11 protein-coding genes are annotated in these 17,191 nt (G+C 67.8%); 6 read left to right on the top strand and 5 right to left on the bottom strand.

Annotated elements, in window-relative coordinates; all coding sequences use genetic code 11:
* Positions 1-3: 3 nt before the first annotated feature.
* The 3 genes from V8J38_RS06280 to V8J38_RS06290 form a co-directional block, all read right to left on the bottom strand.
* The gene (locus V8J38_RS06280; protein WP_338578339.1) at positions 4-1,359 is read right to left on the bottom strand and encodes a FecR domain-containing protein; all 1,356 of its coding nucleotides are present in this window, start codon (positions 1,357-1,359) and stop codon (positions 4-6) included.
* A gap of 20 nt (positions 1,360-1,379) precedes the next feature.
* Entirely contained in the window at positions 1,380-2,090 is a 711-nt protein-coding gene (locus tag V8J38_RS06285) for a response regulator transcription factor (protein ID WP_338578341.1), read from the bottom strand.
* Positions 2,091-2,172: 82 nt separating this feature from the next.
* A complete protein-coding gene (locus V8J38_RS06290; RefSeq protein ID WP_338578342.1) occupies positions 2,173-3,081 on the bottom strand; it encodes a LysR family transcriptional regulator in 909 nt (302 codons plus the stop codon).
* A 104-nt stretch (positions 3,082-3,185) separates the two neighbouring features.
* Between V8J38_RS06290 and V8J38_RS06295 the strand changes: the two genes are divergently transcribed.
* The gene (locus V8J38_RS06295; protein ID WP_338578343.1) at positions 3,186-4,688 is read left to right on the top strand and encodes a CoA-acylating methylmalonate-semialdehyde dehydrogenase; all 1,503 of its coding nucleotides are present in this window, start codon (positions 3,186-3,188) and stop codon (positions 4,686-4,688) included.
* Positions 4,689-4,859: 171 nt separating this feature from the next.
* On the opposite strand, the gene V8J38_RS06300 is transcribed toward V8J38_RS06295, so the two are convergent.
* Positions 4,860-6,272, bottom strand: coding sequence for a short-chain fatty acyl-CoA regulator family protein (locus V8J38_RS06300; RefSeq protein WP_338578344.1), 1,413 nt, complete (start codon positions 6,270-6,272; stop codon positions 4,860-4,862).
* Between the two features lie 155 nt (positions 6,273-6,427).
* On the opposite strand from V8J38_RS06300, the gene V8J38_RS06305 reads away from it, so the two are divergent.
* From V8J38_RS06305 to mce, 5 genes are all read left to right on the top strand, one after another.
* Positions 6,428-7,963 (top strand): acyl-CoA carboxylase subunit beta, encoded by a 1,536-nt coding sequence (locus V8J38_RS06305; RefSeq protein WP_291776325.1) that lies wholly within the window; start codon positions 6,428-6,430, stop codon positions 7,961-7,963.
* Positions 7,964-7,972: 9 nt separating this feature from the next.
* On the top strand, positions 7,973-9,949 hold the full coding sequence (locus V8J38_RS06310) for an acetyl/propionyl/methylcrotonyl-CoA carboxylase subunit alpha (protein ID WP_338578345.1): 1,977 nt from the start codon (positions 7,973-7,975) through the stop codon (positions 9,947-9,949).
* A gap of 208 nt (positions 9,950-10,157) precedes the next feature.
* A complete protein-coding gene (locus V8J38_RS06315; protein ID WP_291776320.1) occupies positions 10,158-11,534 on the top strand; it encodes a methylmalonyl-CoA mutase family protein in 1,377 nt (458 codons plus the stop codon).
* On the top strand, positions 11,531-13,690 hold the full coding sequence (scpA, locus tag V8J38_RS06320; RefSeq protein ID WP_338578346.1) for a methylmalonyl-CoA mutase: 2,160 nt from the start codon (positions 11,531-11,533) through the stop codon (positions 13,688-13,690). Before V8J38_RS06315 ends, scpA begins: the two co-directional genes overlap by 4 nt.
* Positions 13,687-14,109: a methylmalonyl-CoA epimerase gene (mce, locus tag V8J38_RS06325; RefSeq protein WP_338578347.1), complete on the top strand. Its 423-nt coding sequence runs from the start codon at positions 13,687-13,689 to the stop codon at positions 14,107-14,109. The genes scpA and mce overlap by 4 nt, the downstream gene beginning before the upstream one ends.
* 171 nt (positions 14,110-14,280) lie before the next feature.
* Here mce and V8J38_RS06330 read toward each other — a convergent pair whose 3' ends face one another.
* Positions 14,281-16,992, bottom strand: coding sequence for a TonB-dependent receptor (locus V8J38_RS06330; RefSeq protein ID WP_338578348.1), 2,712 nt, complete (start codon positions 16,990-16,992; stop codon positions 14,281-14,283).
* Between the last annotated feature and the right edge of the window lie 199 nt (positions 16,993-17,191).

Here is a 17,191-nt window from a genome sequence, read left to right on the forward strand (position 1 = left end):
GCGCTATCGTCCGATACGCAGTTGTTGCGGTTCGGACCAGGCTTCCAGCAGACGGCCGAAGCGATGGCGCGCGCCCTGCACCCGCCAGCTGTAGACGCCCGGCGGCAGGTCGCTGAGGGTGAAGGCCTCGTCGGTCAGGCCGGGCTGGTCGACCAGCAGGGCGCCGTCGCGGGCGCCGTCCTCGGCCTCGCGCCACAGCTGGAAACGGAAGGTCGCCTCGCCGACGCCCTCGGCCTCCCAGCGGAAGCGGTAGAAGCGGCGGCGGTCGCGTTGATCCATGGCCGAGGCCAGACCGCCGACGCCGTTGCGGGCGCGGATGAAGCTGTAGGTCGTGGCCTTGCCCTCCAGCCCCTCGGGCGACAGGGCGGTCAGACGCAGGAAGAAGGCGCCTTCTTCCATCTCGCCGAAGACCAGGGGGCCGCCGGGCGCGCTGTCGACTTCGGCGAAGGCCTCGATCATGCCGGCGTCCTGGGCGACGCGGCCGCGATACCGTTCGGCGCCGGGCAGGGGCTGAATGTCGAAGGCGACCTGGGCCTGGGTCTGCGGCGCGTCAGGGCGGACCAGGGCGGGCGCGGGCAGAAGGGGCAGCAGGCGCACGCTTCCATCGGCGGCGCTGACGCCCTGATCGACGCCGGCCAGGGCTTCGGCGTCGCCCGATGCGATGGTTACGGCGCCTTCCAGCACCTCGGTGGTCGAGCGGTCGGCGTCGTCGTCGAAGGAGACGCGGAAGTCGGTGCCGCGCACGGCCGAGACCGAAACGGGCGTGCGGATGGCGAAGCCGCCCGGACGACGCCGGGGCGTGACGCGCGACTCGGCGCGGCCCGCCTCGACCGTCAGGGCGTGATCGACGGCGCCGTTGATGGCGTAGCGGCGCAGGCGGCTGACGCGCACGCGGCTGTTGGAGGGCACGACCACATGGCTGCCGTCGGACAGGGCCAGGCGAACGAAGGCGTTGGCGCCGGTGCTGAGGACGGCGCCCTCACGCACGGCCTGGCCGGCGGCGGGGACGGCGGATCGGCCGTCCTGGTTCAGGGTCGCCGCGCCGCGAAAGCCGGCGATGCGCGCCTCATCCGGATCGGCGCGCAGCAGATCGACGGGCAGGGCCAGGGTGCGGCCGATGGCGAGGCGACGCGGATTGGCGACCCGGTTCTCGCGCTGAACTCGGCGATAGTCGAGCGGCCGGTGCATGTAGGCGGTCGCCAGGTCGATCAGGGTGTCGCCGCGCTGGACGACATAGTCGAGGGTCTCGACGGAGGCGGCCGTCCGGGCAGCGGGCGGGGCGGCCGAAGTCTGTGCGACGGCGCTTCCTGCGGCCAGCATCGCTGCGATCGCCAGGGCCGCCGCCCAATCCGTCTTCATTTCGCCACCTGCGTCTTCATTCAGGCGTCCTGGCCGGGTTCTGCCCCCGTGACGCGCTCAAGGCGGTATCCGTAGCTGTAAATGGGGGTCAGGCGGAAGCCTCGCTCGGGCCGCAACTCCAGCTTGTTGCGGATGCGCGAGATGTGCATGTCCAGCGAACGGCTGTTCAGGTCCGGCTCATTGCCCCACACCGTCTCCAGAATATAGGTCCGCGACAGCGCCCGGTGCAGGTTGCGGAACAGCAGCAGGGCCAGGGCGTATTCCTTGGCCGTCAGGGCCACCGATTGGCCGTCGCGGGTCACCGCGCCGGCGGACTCGTGGAAGGTGACGCCGTCATAGGTTTCGACGCCCGGCGTCGTCGGCTGGGAATAGGCGCGGCGGATCAGGGCGTTGATGCGCGCCGCCAGAACCGGCTTCGACAGGGGCTTGGGCAGGTAGTCGTCAGCCCCGGCGTCCAGACCGGCGACCACGTCTTCATCCTCGGCGCGGCTGGTGACCAGCAGCATGGGCGGGGCGGGCTTCAGGTTGGTCCGCGCCCAGGCCAGCACCTCCAGACCCGAACGGTCCGGCAGGTTCCAGTCGACGATCAGCATGTCGAAGGTGTCCTTGCGCAGGGCGGAGATCAGCGCCTGACCGCGCGAAAACAGAGTGGCGCGATATCCGGCGTCTTGAACCACCTCGGAGACGAACTCCAACTGGACGGGGTCGTCGTCTAATATTGCGATCTTCATACTTTTACGCAGCTCCGGGGAGAACGCTGGAGTCATAGCCCCGGATGCTTGGCTTTAGAGCAATGTAAAATGTAAAATATGGTCACCCCTCGGCGCGTCTCGGCGTGGATGTCGGCAGGGGTGCGAGGCGGCGGGCCTGATCCCGGCACAGGGTCTTGATCCAGCGCCGCACGGTCTTCAGTCGCGCCGTGCCGTGGACCTCGCGGTGGGTGCTGAGCCAGAAGCGCCGCTCGATCAGGACCTGCTCGGGCAGAACTCGCGTCAGCCCTTCGGCCAGGAAACAGGGCAGGACGCCGATCCCGCCGCCCGCCGCCACCATGTCCCTCTGGGCGCGGATCGACGAGGAGGCCAGACGCGGCCGCAGGTTGGGCCGCAGTTCATCCAGATAGTGCAGTTCGGGCGCATAGATCAGATCGTCGACATAGCCGACCATGTCGAAGCGGCTCAGGTCGTCGATGCTGGCCGGCGCGCCGTGGCGTTCCAGATGTTCGGGCGCGGCGTAGAGCGCCAGCTGATAGGTCGTCAGCGGCTCGACGATCAGGCGCGGACTGTCGGCGGGGCTGAGGGTGATGGCCATGTCCACCTCGCGGCGACTGGGTGACAGGAAGCCGGAACTGGCCGCCAGTTCGACGTTCAGCCCCGGATGCGCCGCCAGCAGGCCGGGCAGGGCGGGGGCCAGCACGGCGCCGCCGAAGCCTTCCGAGGCGCTGATCCGCACGGCGCCCGCGATCAGGTCGGGCTGGGTGACGCGTCCGGCGGCCTCCATCGCGCTTTCGGCGTCCAGCGCCCGCTCCAGCAGTTGGGCGCCGGTGGCCGTCAGGTGCAGCCCGGCGGCCGAGCGCACCAGCAGGGTCGACTTCAGCGCCGTCTCCAGTCGCGCCACGCGCCGCCCGACCGTGGCTGCGTCCACGCCCAGCCGCTGCGCCGCCGTGGCCAGCGACCCGGCGCGCGCGGCCGCCAGAAACACCCTCAGATCATCCCAGTCGAACATATGCAGATATGCACATCATCACCTGCAAGATTGCAATGGGCCTGACCGGCCCGCTCTGCTAGGGCAGGCTCACGAAGAACCATAATCATCGGGAGAGACGTTCAATGCGCGATATTCGCCACTTCATCGACGGTGCGGCTTTCGAGGGGGCGTCGGGCCGCTTCGGCGACGTCTTCAACCCCAACACCGGCGAGGTTCAGGCCCGCGTCCAGCTGGCGACGCCGTCGGAGCTGGATCGCGCGGTCCAGTCGGCGCAGGCCGCATTCGAAGGCTGGTCCTCGACCAACCCGCAGCGCCGCGCCCGCGTCATGTTCGAGTTCAAGCGCCTGGTCGAGGCGAACATGAACGAACTGGCCGAAATGCTGTCCAGCGAGCACGGCAAGGTCATCGCCGACTCCAAGGGCGACATCCAGCGCGGTCTGGAAGTGATCGAGTTCGCCTGCGGCATCCCGCACGCGCTGAAGGGCGAGTATACGCTCGGCGCCGGTCCGGGCATCGACGTCTACTCCATGCGCCAGGCCCTGGGCGTGGTGGCGGGCATCACCCCGTTCAACTTCCCGGCCATGATCCCGATGTGGATGTTCGGCGTCGCCATCGCGGTCGGCAACACCTTCATCCTGAAGCCGTCCGAGCGCGACCCGTCCGTGCCGGTGCGTCTGGGCGAACTGATGATGGAGGCGGGCGCGCCCAAGGGCGTGCTGAACGTCGTCCACGGCGACAAGACGGCGGTCGACGCCATCCTGACCCACCCCGACATCCACGCTGTCAGCTTCGTCGGCTCGTCGGACATCGCCCACTACGTCTATCAGACCGGCGCCCAGCACGGGAAACGCGTCCAGGCCATGGGCGGCGCCAAGAACCACGGCATCGTCATGCCCGACGCCGACCTGGATCAGGTGATCAAGGACCTGTCGGGCGCGGCCTACGGTTCGGCGGGCGAACGCTGCATGGCCCTGCCGGTCGTGGTGCCGGTCGGCAAGAAGACCGCCGATGAACTGCGCGAGCGTCTGGTCGCCGAAATCCCGACCCTGCGCGTCGGCGTCTCGACCGATGATCAGGCCCACTACGGCCCGGTTGTCTCGGCCCAGCACCGCGACCGCGTCGCCGGCTGGATCGGCAAGGGCGTCGAGGAAGGCGCCGAACTGGTCGTCGACGGTCGCGACTTCAGCCTGCAGGGGCACGAAAAGGGCTACTTCATCGGCCCGTCGCTGTTCGACCATGTGACCACGGACATGTCTTCCTATCAGGAAGAGATCTTCGGCCCGGTGCTGCAGATCGTCCGCGCCGCCAACTTTGAGGAGGCGCTGAGCCTGCCGAGCAAGCATCAGTACGGCAACGGCGTCGCCATCTTCACCCAGAACGGCCGCGCGGCCCGCGACTTCGCCGCCCGCGTCAACGTCGGCATGGTCGGCATCAACGTGCCGATCCCGGTGCCGGTGGCCTACCACTCCTTCGGCGGCTGGAAGCGTTCGGGCTTCGGCGACACCAACCAGTACGGCATGGAAGGCGTGAAGTTCTGGACCAAGACCAAGACCGTCACCGCCCGCTGGCCCGACAGCGCGCTGGAGCATGAAGACTCCAGCTTCATCATCCCGACCATGAGCTAAGCCTAAACCCTCTCCTGATGGGAGAGGGCTTGAGCCTCCAAGAGCGAAGCGATTGGTTTAGGCGAAAGGGTGAGGGTTCCGCAGTCAGCCGTTTTGCGACGGCTTACGCCGACTTCGGCCGGGAACCCTCATCCGGCCCTTCGGGCCACCTTCTCCCATCGGGAGAAGGATTCAGGTGAGCGTATAGGGGATCACCCCTCGCTCATTCTCCGGCACGGCCAGCGTGCGGTCGATCGGCGGAAAGGCCCGCTGGGTGCAGTCCGTCCGTTCGCAGATGCGGCAGTTCACCCCCATGCGCGTCGGCGGGCCGTTCAGGTCCAGCCCGTCCGCATAGACCAACTGGGCCGCGTGCTCGATCTCGCATCCCAGACCCAGCGCATAGCGCCGATCCGGCTCCAGGAACGACCCGCCTGGCTTGGACACGCTCTTGGCGAGGCAGACGTAGCGGGCGCCGTCCGGCATTTCCGACAGATTGACCAGGATGCGGTCCGGTGCGCTGAACGCCTCATGCACGTTCCACAGCGGGCAGGCGCCGCCGAAGCGGGCGAACTGGAAGCGCGTCGCGCTGTGCCGCTTGGTGATGTTGCCCGCCATGTCCACTCGCGCGAAGTAGAAGGGCACGCCGCGCCAGCCGGGCCTCTGCAAGGTGCTCAGCCGGTGGCAGGCCTGCTCGAAGCTGACGTGGAAGCGGTTGCGCAGGCGGTCCACGTCGTGCCGCAACTCCCGCGCCGCTTCGAGAAAGGCGCGATAGGGCAGCAGCAGCGCCCCAGCTGCATAGTTGGCCAGACCGACCCGGCAAACGTCGCGCGCGGCGGGAAGGTCGAAGGCGGCGCGGTCCAGTTCGTGCTCGATCAGATCCTCGAACCGTAAGCGAACCAGCTGGTGCGCCATCTGGAAGGCGCGGGTGGCGCCCGGCAGGCTGGCGTCGACATAGAGGATGCGCGCGCCCGGATCGAAACGCCGCATGGCGCCGCGACCCTGACCCGTGGCGACGCGCACGCCGCACAGGTCGTTCAGAGCAGCCTCCAGCTCGCGCTCCGGATGGACGCCGTCGCCGAGATTCAGCCGCGCGGCCAGATCCTCCGCCGCCCGGTCCAGGGCGTCGATGTAGTTGTCGCGATAGTGGAAGAAGTCGCGCACCGCCTCATAGGGCAGGGCGGGAGCGGCGTCGGCGGCGTGTTCGTCGCGGCCCAGCGTCTCGTTCAGTGTCTTCAGCCGCTCGTCCAGACGGCGATAGTCCTGGTGCAGGGCCAGGAACTGCCGCGCCAGTCGGGGCGCGTTCATGGCCGCTTGCTTCAGCTCGCCCGGCGTCGGCGCCTCGGCGTGGCCCGCGACGTCAGTGGTCGCCTCGCGCAGGTCGGCGATCAGGCGGGCGTCGCCGTCCAGATCGAACAGGCTGGCGTCCACGTCGAAGGCGCGGGTCAGGGCGATCAGCACGCGGGCCGTGGCCGGGCGCTGGTTGGTCTCGATCTGCGACAGGTAGGACGGCGACAGCGCCAGCCGCCCGGCGCACTGCTCCAGCGTCCAGCCGCGCGTCTCGCGCAGCTTGCGGACCTTGGTCCCGAGGTAGAGTTTTTCAGCCATCGCCCTGCATCGGTCATCGGCGTTGCAACTTTGCAAAAACGCCTGTGCGCCTTGGCAGGCTTACGCACTTACGCACCTTTTGCAAAGTTGCGATTGCCTTTTTGCAACGAAGCGGCTTGTTGGCTCCTGAACGAAGTCAGGGAGTCGCTCCAATCATGAGCCAGGCCATCCTCGAGGAACTCGAGCGCCGTCGCGCCGCCGCCCGTCTGGGCGGAGGCGAGAAGCGCATCGCCAGCCAGCACGCCAAGGGCAAGCTGACCGCCCGCGAACGCATCGGCGTCCTGCTGGACGAAGGCTCCTTCGAAGAGACCGACATGTTCGTGGAGCATCGCAGCCACGACTTCGGGATGCAGGATCAGCGCATCCCCGGCGACGGCGTCGTCACCGGGCGCGGCACCATCAACGGCCGTCTAGTCTATGTCTTCTCCAAGGACTTTACGGTGTTCGGCGGCTCGCTGTCGGGCGCCCACGCGGCCAAGATCGTCAAGATCCAGAAGATGGCCCTGACGGCGGGGGCGCCGATCATCGGCCTGTTCGACGCGGGCGGCGCGCGCATTCAGGAAGGGGTGGAGAGCCTCGCCGGTTACGCCGACATCTTCCTGCAGAACACGCTGGCGAGCGGCGTCATCCCGCAGATTTCGGTCATCATGGGCCCGTGCGCGGGCGGCGACGTCTATTCGCCCGCCATCACCGACTTCATCTTCATGGTGAAGGACACCTCCTACATGTATGTGACCGGCCCCGACGTGGTGAAGACGGTCACCAATGAGGTGGTCAGCCACGAGGACCTGGGCGGCGCCCGCGTCCATGCGGGCAAGTCCGGCGTCGCCGACGGCGCCTTCGAGAACGATCTGGAGGCCCTGTCGGAGGTCCGCCGCCTGATCGGCTTCCTGCCGCTGTCGAACCGCGAGACGCCGCCGGTCCGCGAAACCTATGACGAGCCGGATCGCGACGAGGCCTCGCTGGACACCCTGGTCCCGGCCAATCCGAACCAGCCCTATGACATGAAGGAGCTGATCCTGAAGACGGTCGACGAGGCCGACTTCTTCGAGATCGGCGCCGACTTCGCCAAGAACATCATCTGCGGCTTCGGCCGTCTGGACGGCCAGCCGGTCGGCATCGTCGGCAACCAGCCTCAGACGCTGGCGGGGGTGCTGGACATCGACAGCAGCCGCAAGGCCGCGCGCTTCGTCCGCTTCTGCGACGCCTTCCATATCCCGCTGGTCACGTTTGTGGACGTGCCTGGCTTCATGCCGGGGACCAAGCAGGAGTACGGCGCCCTGATCAAGCACGGCGCCAAGCTGCTGTTCGCCTATGCCGAGGCCACGGTGCCCAAGCTGACGGTCATCACGCGCAAGGCCTATGGCGGCGCCTATGACGTCATGAGCTCCAAACACCTGCGCGGCGACGTCAACTACGCCTGGCCCACCGCCGAGATCGCGGTCATGGGCGCCAAGGGCGCGGTGGAGATCATCTTCCGCAAGGAGGCCGGCGACCCCGAGGCTCTGGCGGCGCGCGAGGCCGAATACAAGGAACGCTTCGCCAACCCCTTCGTGGCGGCTGGCCTCGGCTACATCGACGACGTCATCATGCCCCACGGCACCCGCCGTCGCCTGATCAAGGCGCTGAAGACGCTGAAGAACAAGACCCAGGAAAATCCCTGGAAGAAGCACGACAACATCCCGCTGTAAGGCCCAGAAATGTTTGATAAAATTCTGATCGCCAACCGCGGCGAAATTGCTGTTCGCGTCATCAAGACCTGCCGTCGCATGGGCATCAAGACAGTGGTCGTCTACTCCGACGCCGACGCCGGGTCGCTGGCCTGCGAGATGGCGGACGAGACGGTGCACATCGGCCCGTCGCCCGCCGCCCAGTCCTATCTGATCCAGGACAGGATCGTGGACGCCGTGAAGCAGACGGGGGCGCAGGCCGTGCACCCCGGCTTCGGCTTCCTGTCGGAAAACGCCAGCTTTGCGCGGCGGTTGAAGGCCGAGGGGATCGCCTTCATCGGGCCGAACCCCGAGGCGATCGACGCCATGGGCGACAAGATCACGTCCAAAAAATTCGCCGCCGAGGCGGGCGTCTCGACCGTGCCGGGCCACATGGGCCTGATCGAAACGCCGGACGAGGCGGTGAAGATCGCGCGCGAGATCGGCTATCCGGTCATGATCAAGGCCTCGGCCGGGGGCGGGGGCAAGGGCATCCGCGTCGCCCATTCGGACGACGACATGGCCGAGGGCTTCGCCGCCGTGAAGGCTGAGGCGCTGAACGCCTTCGGCGACGACCGCGTCTTCCTCGAGAAGTTCATCGTCGACCCGCGCCACATCGAGATTCAGGTGCTGGGCGATAAGCATGGCAACGTCATCCACCTGTTCGAGCGCGAATGCTCGATCCAGCGCCGCAACCAGAAGGTCATCGAAGAGGCGCCGTCGCCCCTGTTGGACGAGGCCACCCGCGCCGCCATGGGGGCGCAGGCTGTCGCCCTGGCCAAGGCGGTGAACTATGACTCGGCAGGCACGGTCGAGTTCGTCGCCGGTCAGGACAAGTCGTTCTTCTTCCTGGAGATGAACACCCGTCTGCAGGTCGAGCATCCGGTGACGGAGCTGATCACCGGCGTCGATCTGGTCGAACAGATGATCCGTTCGGCCTGGGGCGAGCAGTTGGCGATCAAGCAGGGCGACCTCTCGATCAACGGCTGGGCCATCGAAAGCCGCATCTACGCCGAGGACCCCTATCGCGGCTTCCTGCCGTCGATCGGCCGTCTGGTGCGCTATGAGCAGCCCGAGGAAGGCGATCAGGGCGACTATACGGTCCGCAATGACTCGGGCGTCCGCGAGGGCGACGAGATCAGCATGTTCTACGACCCCATGATCGCCAAGCTGTGCGCCTGGGGTGAGACGCGCGACGACGCCGTGCGCGGCATGGCTCGCGCGCTGGAGGACACGCATCTGGCGGGTCTGGGCCACAATGTGCCCTTCCTGGCCGCGGTCATGGATCAGGAACGCTTCCAGTCCGGCGAGCTGGCCACCAGCTACATCAAGGACGAGTTCCCCGAGGGCTTCCACGGCCTGGCCCCCACGCCTGACCAGGTGAAGATCCTCATCGCCTCGGCCGTGGCCATGAACGAGGTCATCGCCGAACAGGACGGCGATCCCAGCGAGCGCACCGACTGGACCGTCCTGATCGACAAGGCGGCCCATGAGGTCGAGGTCGGCTATGACGAGGCCGAGGACCTGATCGTCGCCATCGACGGCGAAGAGGTCTCCCTGTCCGAGATCGACTGGCGTCCGGGTCTGTCGCTGTTCAAGGCGGTGCTGGACGACGACGCCTTCACCGCCGAGGTGAAGCGCGCCGCCGACGGCTTCGACATTCGCCACCGCGCGGCGCGGGCGCGGGTGCGGGTTCTGCGTCCCGACGTGGCGCACCTCTACGCCCTGCTGCCCGAAAAGCAGGCGGCGGACACCTCCAAGCTGGTGCTGTCGCCCATGCCGGGCCTGGTGGTCGACATCCCCGTGGTCGAGGGCCAGGAGGTCAAGTCCGGCGAGACCGTCGCTATCATCGAGGCCATGAAGATGCAGAACATCCTCAAGGCCGAGCGCGACGGCAAGGTGAAGGCGGTCAAGGCCAAGGCCGGCGATCCCGTCGCCGCCGACGACGTGCTGGTGGAGTTCGAGTGATGCTTTCCCTCTTTCGTCATCCTCCGGCGCTCCGCAGGAACGACCGGGGGACCCAGCGGCGCCGCAGCGAAGCGAAGGCGACAACGCCGCGTTTCGATGGGGCGCACGGCGTGCGTGACAGCTTCGCGCTTTCGCGCGCCGCTGGGTCCCCCGGTCTGCGCCGCTGCGCGGCTGGCCGGAGGATGACGAAGGAAGAAGGAGCGGCGGCATGACCTTCCCAGACCCCACCCCGCTGGAGTGGCGTGAAGCCGCTATTAAGGCGCTGAAGGAGCGTCCGCTGGAGAGCCTCATTCATCTGGATGCGGACCATCTGGCGACGAAGCCTCTGTATGGTGCGGCGAACGGCGGCGAGCCGGTGTTCGCGCCCCGGCCCTCGGATTCCGAAGGCCGGGCGTGGGACGTGCGGGCGCTGAACGAGGGCGAGGACGCGGACGCCCTGAACCGCGCCATCCTGACCGATCTGGAAAACGGGGCGGCGTCGATCCTGATCGCCGGGCCGGTCGCGGCGGACGCTGCGAAGCTGGCGCGCGCGCTGGACGGGGTGGCGTTGGAACTGGCGCCGGTGGCGCTGGACGCCGGGTTCGAGGGCGTGAAGGCGGCCGAGGCCCTGTCGGCGGTCGCCAAAGGTTCGCCCCGCGCCAAGCTGGCCTTCCACCTCGATCCGATCTCGGCCTACGCCGAGGCAGGCGGGGCGCCGGGCGACTTTGCAGCCCTCATGGTCGAGGCGGCCACGGCGGCTGCGACCCATGCCGCGACCTATCCTGAGGCGACGCTGTTCATGGCCTCGGGCCGCGTGGCGCATGAGGCGGGCGGCTCCATCGCGCAGGAGTTGGCCTTCGCCGCGTCGTCGGCCGTGGCTTATGTGAAGGCGGCGGTCGAGGCGGGCATGACGATTGAGGCGGCGCTGAAGGGCGTGGTCTTGAGCGTGGCCGTGGACCAGACCTATTTCGACTCCTTGGCCAAGATCCGTGCGCTGCGCCTGATCTGGGCCAGTGTCTCCAAGGCGTTCGGCACCGAGGTTCCGGCGATCATCGAGGTGCGCTCGTCGCGGCGGATGCTGTCGGCGCGCGATCCGTGGCCGAACATGCTGCGCCTGACCTCCGCCGGGTTCGCCGGGGCCGTGGGCGGGGCCGATGCGGTGGTGCTGGACGGCTTCACCCGCGCGGCGGGCCTGCCGGACGACTTCGCCAGGCGTCAAGCGCGCAACACCCAGCTGATCCTGATGGAGGAATCCAATCTGGGCCGCGTGGACGATCCGGCCAGCGGTTCCTGGTATCTGGACGCCCGCACGCGCGAACTGGCCGAGGCCGCCTGGGCCGAGTTCCAGGTCTATGAGGCTGAAGGCGGCGTCATCGCCTGTCTGGAAGGCGGAGTGATCCAGCCTCGCATCGCCCGCGCTCGCGACATGGCCGAAAAAGCCATCAAGGACGGCGCCGCCCAGATCATCGGCGTCACCAAATTCGTCGACCCGGACGTGCGTCCCGCGCCCGTGACGCCCGCGCCTGCTGCACCTGCCGTCGCCGGGACTTTCGAGGCGCTGGCGCCTGTCCGCTTCGCCGCCGCCTTCGAGGAGGCCGCCCAATGAGTTTCCCTGACTTCTCCAAGGTCGCCCTTGATCTGGGCGCGACCGGCGCCGGGCCTGACCGCGCGCCGTGGACCACGCCCGAGGGGCTGACGGTCGAGACGGCCTATGGGCCGGATGCGCTGGACGGGCTGGACTTCATCCACGGCCTGCCGGGCTTCGCCCCCTTCGTGCGCGGGCCGTATCCGACCATGTATGCGGGCGCGCCGTGGACCATCCGCCAGTATGCGGGCTTCTCGACCGCCGAGGAATCCAACGCCTTCTATCGCCGCAACCTTGCCGCCGGTCAGAAGGGCCTGTCGGTCGCCTTCGACCTGGCCACCCACCGCGGCTATGACAGCGACCATCCGCGGGTGAAGGGCGACGTCGGCATGGCGGGCGTGGCCATCGACAGCATTCTGGACATGCGGACCCTGTTCGACGGCATTCCGCTGGACCAGATGTCGGTGTCCATGACCATGAACGGGGCGGTGCTGCCGATCCTGGCCCTCTACGTCGTGGCGGGCGAGGAGCAAGGCGTCGACCACGCCAAGCTGACCGGGACCATTCAGAACGACATTCTGAAGGAGTTCATGGTCCGCAACACCTACATCTATCCGCCCGCGCCCTCGATGCGGATCATCGCCGACATCTTCGAGTGGACGGCGAAGGAAACGCCCAAGTTCAACTCCATCTCCATCTCCGGCTATCACATGCAGGAGGCGGGGGCCTCGGCGGACATCGAGCTGGCCTACACCCTGTCGGACGGGATCGAATACCTGCGCGCGGGCAAGGCGGCGGGCATGGAGATCGACCGCTTCGCGCCGCGCCTCAGCTTCTTCTGGGCCATCGGCATGAACTACTTCATGGAGGTGGCCAAGATGCGCGCCGGCCGCCTGCTGTGGGCCGAGGCGGTGAAGCGCGAAGGCGGCGTCAATCCCAAGTCCCTGTCCCTGCGGACCCACTGCCAGACCTCGGGCTGGTCGCTGGCGGCGCAGGACGTGTTCAACAATGTGCCGCGCACCATGGTCGAGTGCATGGCGGCGGCGGGCGGCCAGACGCAGAGCCTGCACACCAATGCGCTGGACGAAGCCCTGGCCCTGCCGACCGACTTCTCGGCCCGGATCGCGCGCAACACGCAGATTCTGGCGCAGGCCGAGACGGGCCTGACCCGCGTCATCGACCCGTGGGGCGGCAGCTTCTACGTCGAGCGCCTGACCCAGGAGCTGGCGACCAAGGCCCGCGCCCTGATGGAGGAGGTCGAGGCCTACGGCGGCATGGCCAAGGCCATCGAGGCGGGCATTCCCAAGCTGCGGATCGAGGAATCCGCGGCCAAGACCCAGGCCCGCATCGACACCGGCCAGCAGACGGTCGTGGGCGTGAACAAATATCTGAACCCCGTGGTCGACGACATTCCGATGCTGAAGGTCGACAACGCCGAGGTGCGCGCCCGCCAGATCGAGAAGCTGCAACGCCTGAAGGCCGAGCGCGACGAGGCGGCGACTGAGGCCGCTCTGGACGCTTTGACCGAGGGCGCGCGCGGCGATGAGAACCTGATGGAGCTGGCCGTGCGGGCGGCCCGCGCCAAGGCCACCGTTGGCGAAATCTCTGACGCGCTGGAGGCCGCCTTCGGCCGCCACATCGCCACGGTGAAGACGGTCTCGGGCGTCTACGCCAAGGAGGCCGGGAACGACCCCAGGATCGCCCGCGCCCGCTCGATGGTCGCGGCCTTCGTCGAGAACGACGGCGGTCCGCCGCGCATCCTGATCGCCAAGCTGGGCCAGGACGGACATGACCGGGGCCAGAAGGTCGTCGCCACGGGCTACGGCGACATCGGCTTCGACGTGACGGCTGGCTCCCTGTTCCAGACGCCCGCCGAGGCCGCGCGCGATGCGGTCGAGAAGAACGTCCACGCGGTCGGGGCCTCGTCGCTGGCGGCGGGGCACCTGACGCTTGTTCCTGAACTGAAGGCTGAACTGGCCAAGCTGGGGCGCGAGGACATCATGATCGTGGTCGGCGGCGTCATTCCGCCGTCGGACGTGCAGCCCCTGATCGATATGGGTGCGGCCGCTGTCTATCCGCCCGGTTCGGTCATCGCCGAGACGGCCGTAGACCTGATCGAAAAGCTGAACCAGCGCCTGGGTTATGCCCAGCCGGCGCCTGTGGAGACGAAGAAGTGATCGGCAATCTGAACCACGTCGGCGTCGCCACGCCCTCTATCGCCGAGTCGATCAAACTGTATCGCGACGTGCTGGGCGCGACGAAGATCGGCGAGCCGTTCGACCTGCCCGCGCAGGGGGTGAAGGTCTGCTTCATCGACACGCCGACGGCCCAGATCGAACTGATCGAACCGTATGACGAGACCAGCCCGATCACCGGCTTCCTGGCCAAGAACCCCAAGGGCGGACAGCACCATGTCTGCTTCGAGGTGGCTGATATCCGCGCCGCCATTGCCGACATGCGCGCCAAGGGCGTGACCATTCTGGGCACGGGCGAGCCCCGCATCGGTGCGCATGGCACGCCGGTGGTGTTCCTGCATCCCAAGGAGATGGGCGGGGTGCTGATCGAACTGATGGAGACGCCGAAGGGCGATCACTAAAAGACAAAGGCCCGGTCTCGCGACCGGGCCTTTTTCATGATCATGGCTCTTCGTCATCCTCGGACTTGATCCGAGGATCGGGCCATCCGTCTGCGTGACGGCGGACAGGAAGAGCGCGCCGATCCCCTCGATCCTCGGATCAAGTCCGAGGATGACGGCCGGGGTGTCGGCTCAGTACAGGATCTTGCGCAGGCTGATCCTGAACGTGCGGCCCAACGGATCGAGGTAGTCGGGCTGATACGACAGCGGCGTGTTCCCCAGGCCGTCGCGGACCTCCAGCCGCTGGTCGAAGATGTTCTCGACGCCGACGCTGACGCGGGTCCCCTTCAGCCACGGATAGCGCGACACCCAGTTCTCGCGCGACGACAGGTCGGCGAACAGGTTCAGGTTCACCGTCGTCAGGTCGGAGAAGCTCAGGTCGTCGTCCGGCGAGGAGCCGCCGTTGATGCGGGTGGCTTCCTTCCAGTTGGCGTTCAGGAAGCCGCCCATGCCGCTCTTGAAGGCGCCCATCTGCAGCTGGATCTCGTTGCGGGACTGACCGCCGCGCGCGCCGATGGCGGCGCCGTCCAGCAGGTCGAGCACCGGCAGGCCGTCGCGGATCGTGATCTCATCCTGGATCCGATAGGTGTGATACAGCGAGACGTTGAACCGCCCCTGGCCCGGCATCATGCCGCCGCCACGACCGCGTCCGCCGCCGCCCTGCATTCGCATCCCGCCGCCGGGAGGCGGACCGCCGGCGCCGGGGCCGCCGCCGGGGCCGCCCGGTCCGCGCTGGCCGCCGCCGCTGCGCGCGTTCATGCGCGCCATGGCCGCCGGATCCGGCTTGCCGAAGGCGGTCGAGAAGTTCAGGCCCCAGCGGATTTCCTGCTGCTCAGCCTTCTGGAAGTTCAAGGGCCGGGCGTCGATCGACACCAGGTTGCCGTCCAGGTCGCGCGTGAAGCGCTCGGGCAGGGCGGCTTCCAGTTCCGGCGTGATGGTCGGGAAGGAGGCGATGGAGCCTTCCGTCTCGGTCCGGGTGTAGTTGGCCGTGAAGCGCAGATCCTTGTCCTTCAGCGGGGTCAGGTTGACGCCGAACTTCAGGACGCGCTTGGTCTCCTCGGACAGGTTGGGGTTGCCGCCCTCTATGCGGACGATGTTGACCGACTGGCCGGTGGCGAAGTCGTAGACGGGCACGTTCGGGGTCGAGATCGTAGGGTCGTTCAGCTGCGACATCGACGGGGCCTTCTGCTCGTCGGCCCAGCTGGCGGTGAAGTTCACCGGCTCCCACGGCGACCAGTTCAGCCCGACCGTATAGGCCGACAGGCCGCCGAAGTCGGACAGATCTTCGTAGGCCAGGTTCAGATTGGCCGACAGGTCGCCGAGCGCGCCCAGCACCTCGCGGTCGCGGTTGGCGATAGGCAGGTTGAAGTTGCCCGAGGCACTGGTGCGGTCGCGCGACAGGGAGCGTTCGGAGAAGACGCTGGCCTGCTCTGCCTCGGAGAAGCGCAGGTTCTCGGAGTCCAGCGACTGGCTGTCGAAGCCGACCTTGAAGGTCGAGGTCAGCGATCCGGCCGGGCCTTCCCAGGCCGTGCCGTTGATGACGCCCTCGATGCTGGACTTGCTGGAGATGGAGCGCGCGGTGTCGAACGGATTGGCCGGCAACTGGCCCAGGTCGCCGAACGGGTCGATGGTCCCAGCGGTCACGCCCGCCTGCAGGGCGTCGTCGTTGAGGCCGCGGCCGGTGCGGGTCTTGGTCTCGGTGCGGTCGTAGCCGCCGTTCACCGTCCAGCGCCAGTCGCCCAGATAGCCGTCGACCAGGAAGCCCAGCTGGCCGGACAGGGTATCGGTCTGCCGCCCCAGCGCGCCGGGCGCATCGACATAGCGGTGCAGCAGCACGTCGCTGGCGAAGGGCGAATAGGGGCTGGCCGAGGGCAGGGCCAGGCTGAGGCCTGGCAGGCCCAGGTAGGAGAAGCTGGAGGTATCCTCCAACTCGCCGCTGAGCGTCAGCGACATGGTCTGGTTCAGGTCGCGCACCAGGGAGCCGGAGATGGAGCTGTTCTCACGCTTGGGCGACAAGGTGCGATAGGCGGTCAGGTCGTCAGTGCGGGGCCCGACGCCGAAGTCGGACAGGGCGGCGCCGCCCGCTGCACCCGCGCCGACCGAGGCCGTCGTCACGCTCTGGCCCAGCAGGGCCGACAGGGCGGGGTCGATCTCGCCGCCGCCGGGCGACGTGACGTTGCCCATCAGATCATAGGGCGTCCCGTCGCGGACGATGTTGCGCTCGGTCTCGAACAGGGGGGTGTCGCGCTCGTATTCCAGGTCCAGCGTCCAGCGCTGCTTGCCCGAGATGCGCAGGACGTTGCTTTCCAGGTCGGTCATGGTGCGGCCGCCCTGGTCGGGACGACGGGCGGTGGCCTGCATGGTGACGGACCGGAAGTCGGCCTTCAGCACGAAGTTCACGACCCGCTGGTCGGCGCTGTAGCCGTAGGAGAGGGCGGTTTCCTCGGGCAGGATTTCGGTGCGCTCGATGGCCTCCGGCGGGATGCCGCGAATCTCGCGGAAGCCCGAGATGCGCCGCCCGTTGACCAGGAAGACCGGCGAGCCGCCGCGCGAGCTGCGCGTCACCGGCTCCAGCAGCGTCATCAGCTCTTCGATGCTGCTGGCCCCGTAGGCCTTGATCTGTTCCTCGTCGAGAGTCAGTTCGGGTTCATAATCGCCCAGGGCCGCGCCGCGACGGGCGGTGGTGACGACCTCCAGCGTGCCCAGATCGTAGGCGTCCGCGTCGATCTCTTCCTGCGGCACGGGGGTCGCGGTCTGGGCGGGCGTGGATTGCGGCGGAACGGCCGCCGCCGTGTCGGCAGGGGACAGGGAGGCGAGGGCGAACAGCAAGGCGACTGGCGACATGTCGAGTCCTAAAGACAACCGGGGAGTAGGCACGCTCGCGCTCGACGCCCTGTCTCGTCGATCGCATCGCTTCGAGTAAAGAACGATGTGCGCCGAAAAGGGGCGCCTTCGCTCTGCAGGATTAAACTCCTGTAATAAGGGGCTTAGTCCTGTCCGAACCGACAAGACTCCAACGCACGAAGGGACGGAATCCGTCGGA

Source organism: Brevundimonas olei (assembly GCF_037055245.1).
GTDB classification, from domain to species: Bacteria; Pseudomonadota; Alphaproteobacteria; order Caulobacterales; family Caulobacteraceae; genus Brevundimonas; species Brevundimonas olei.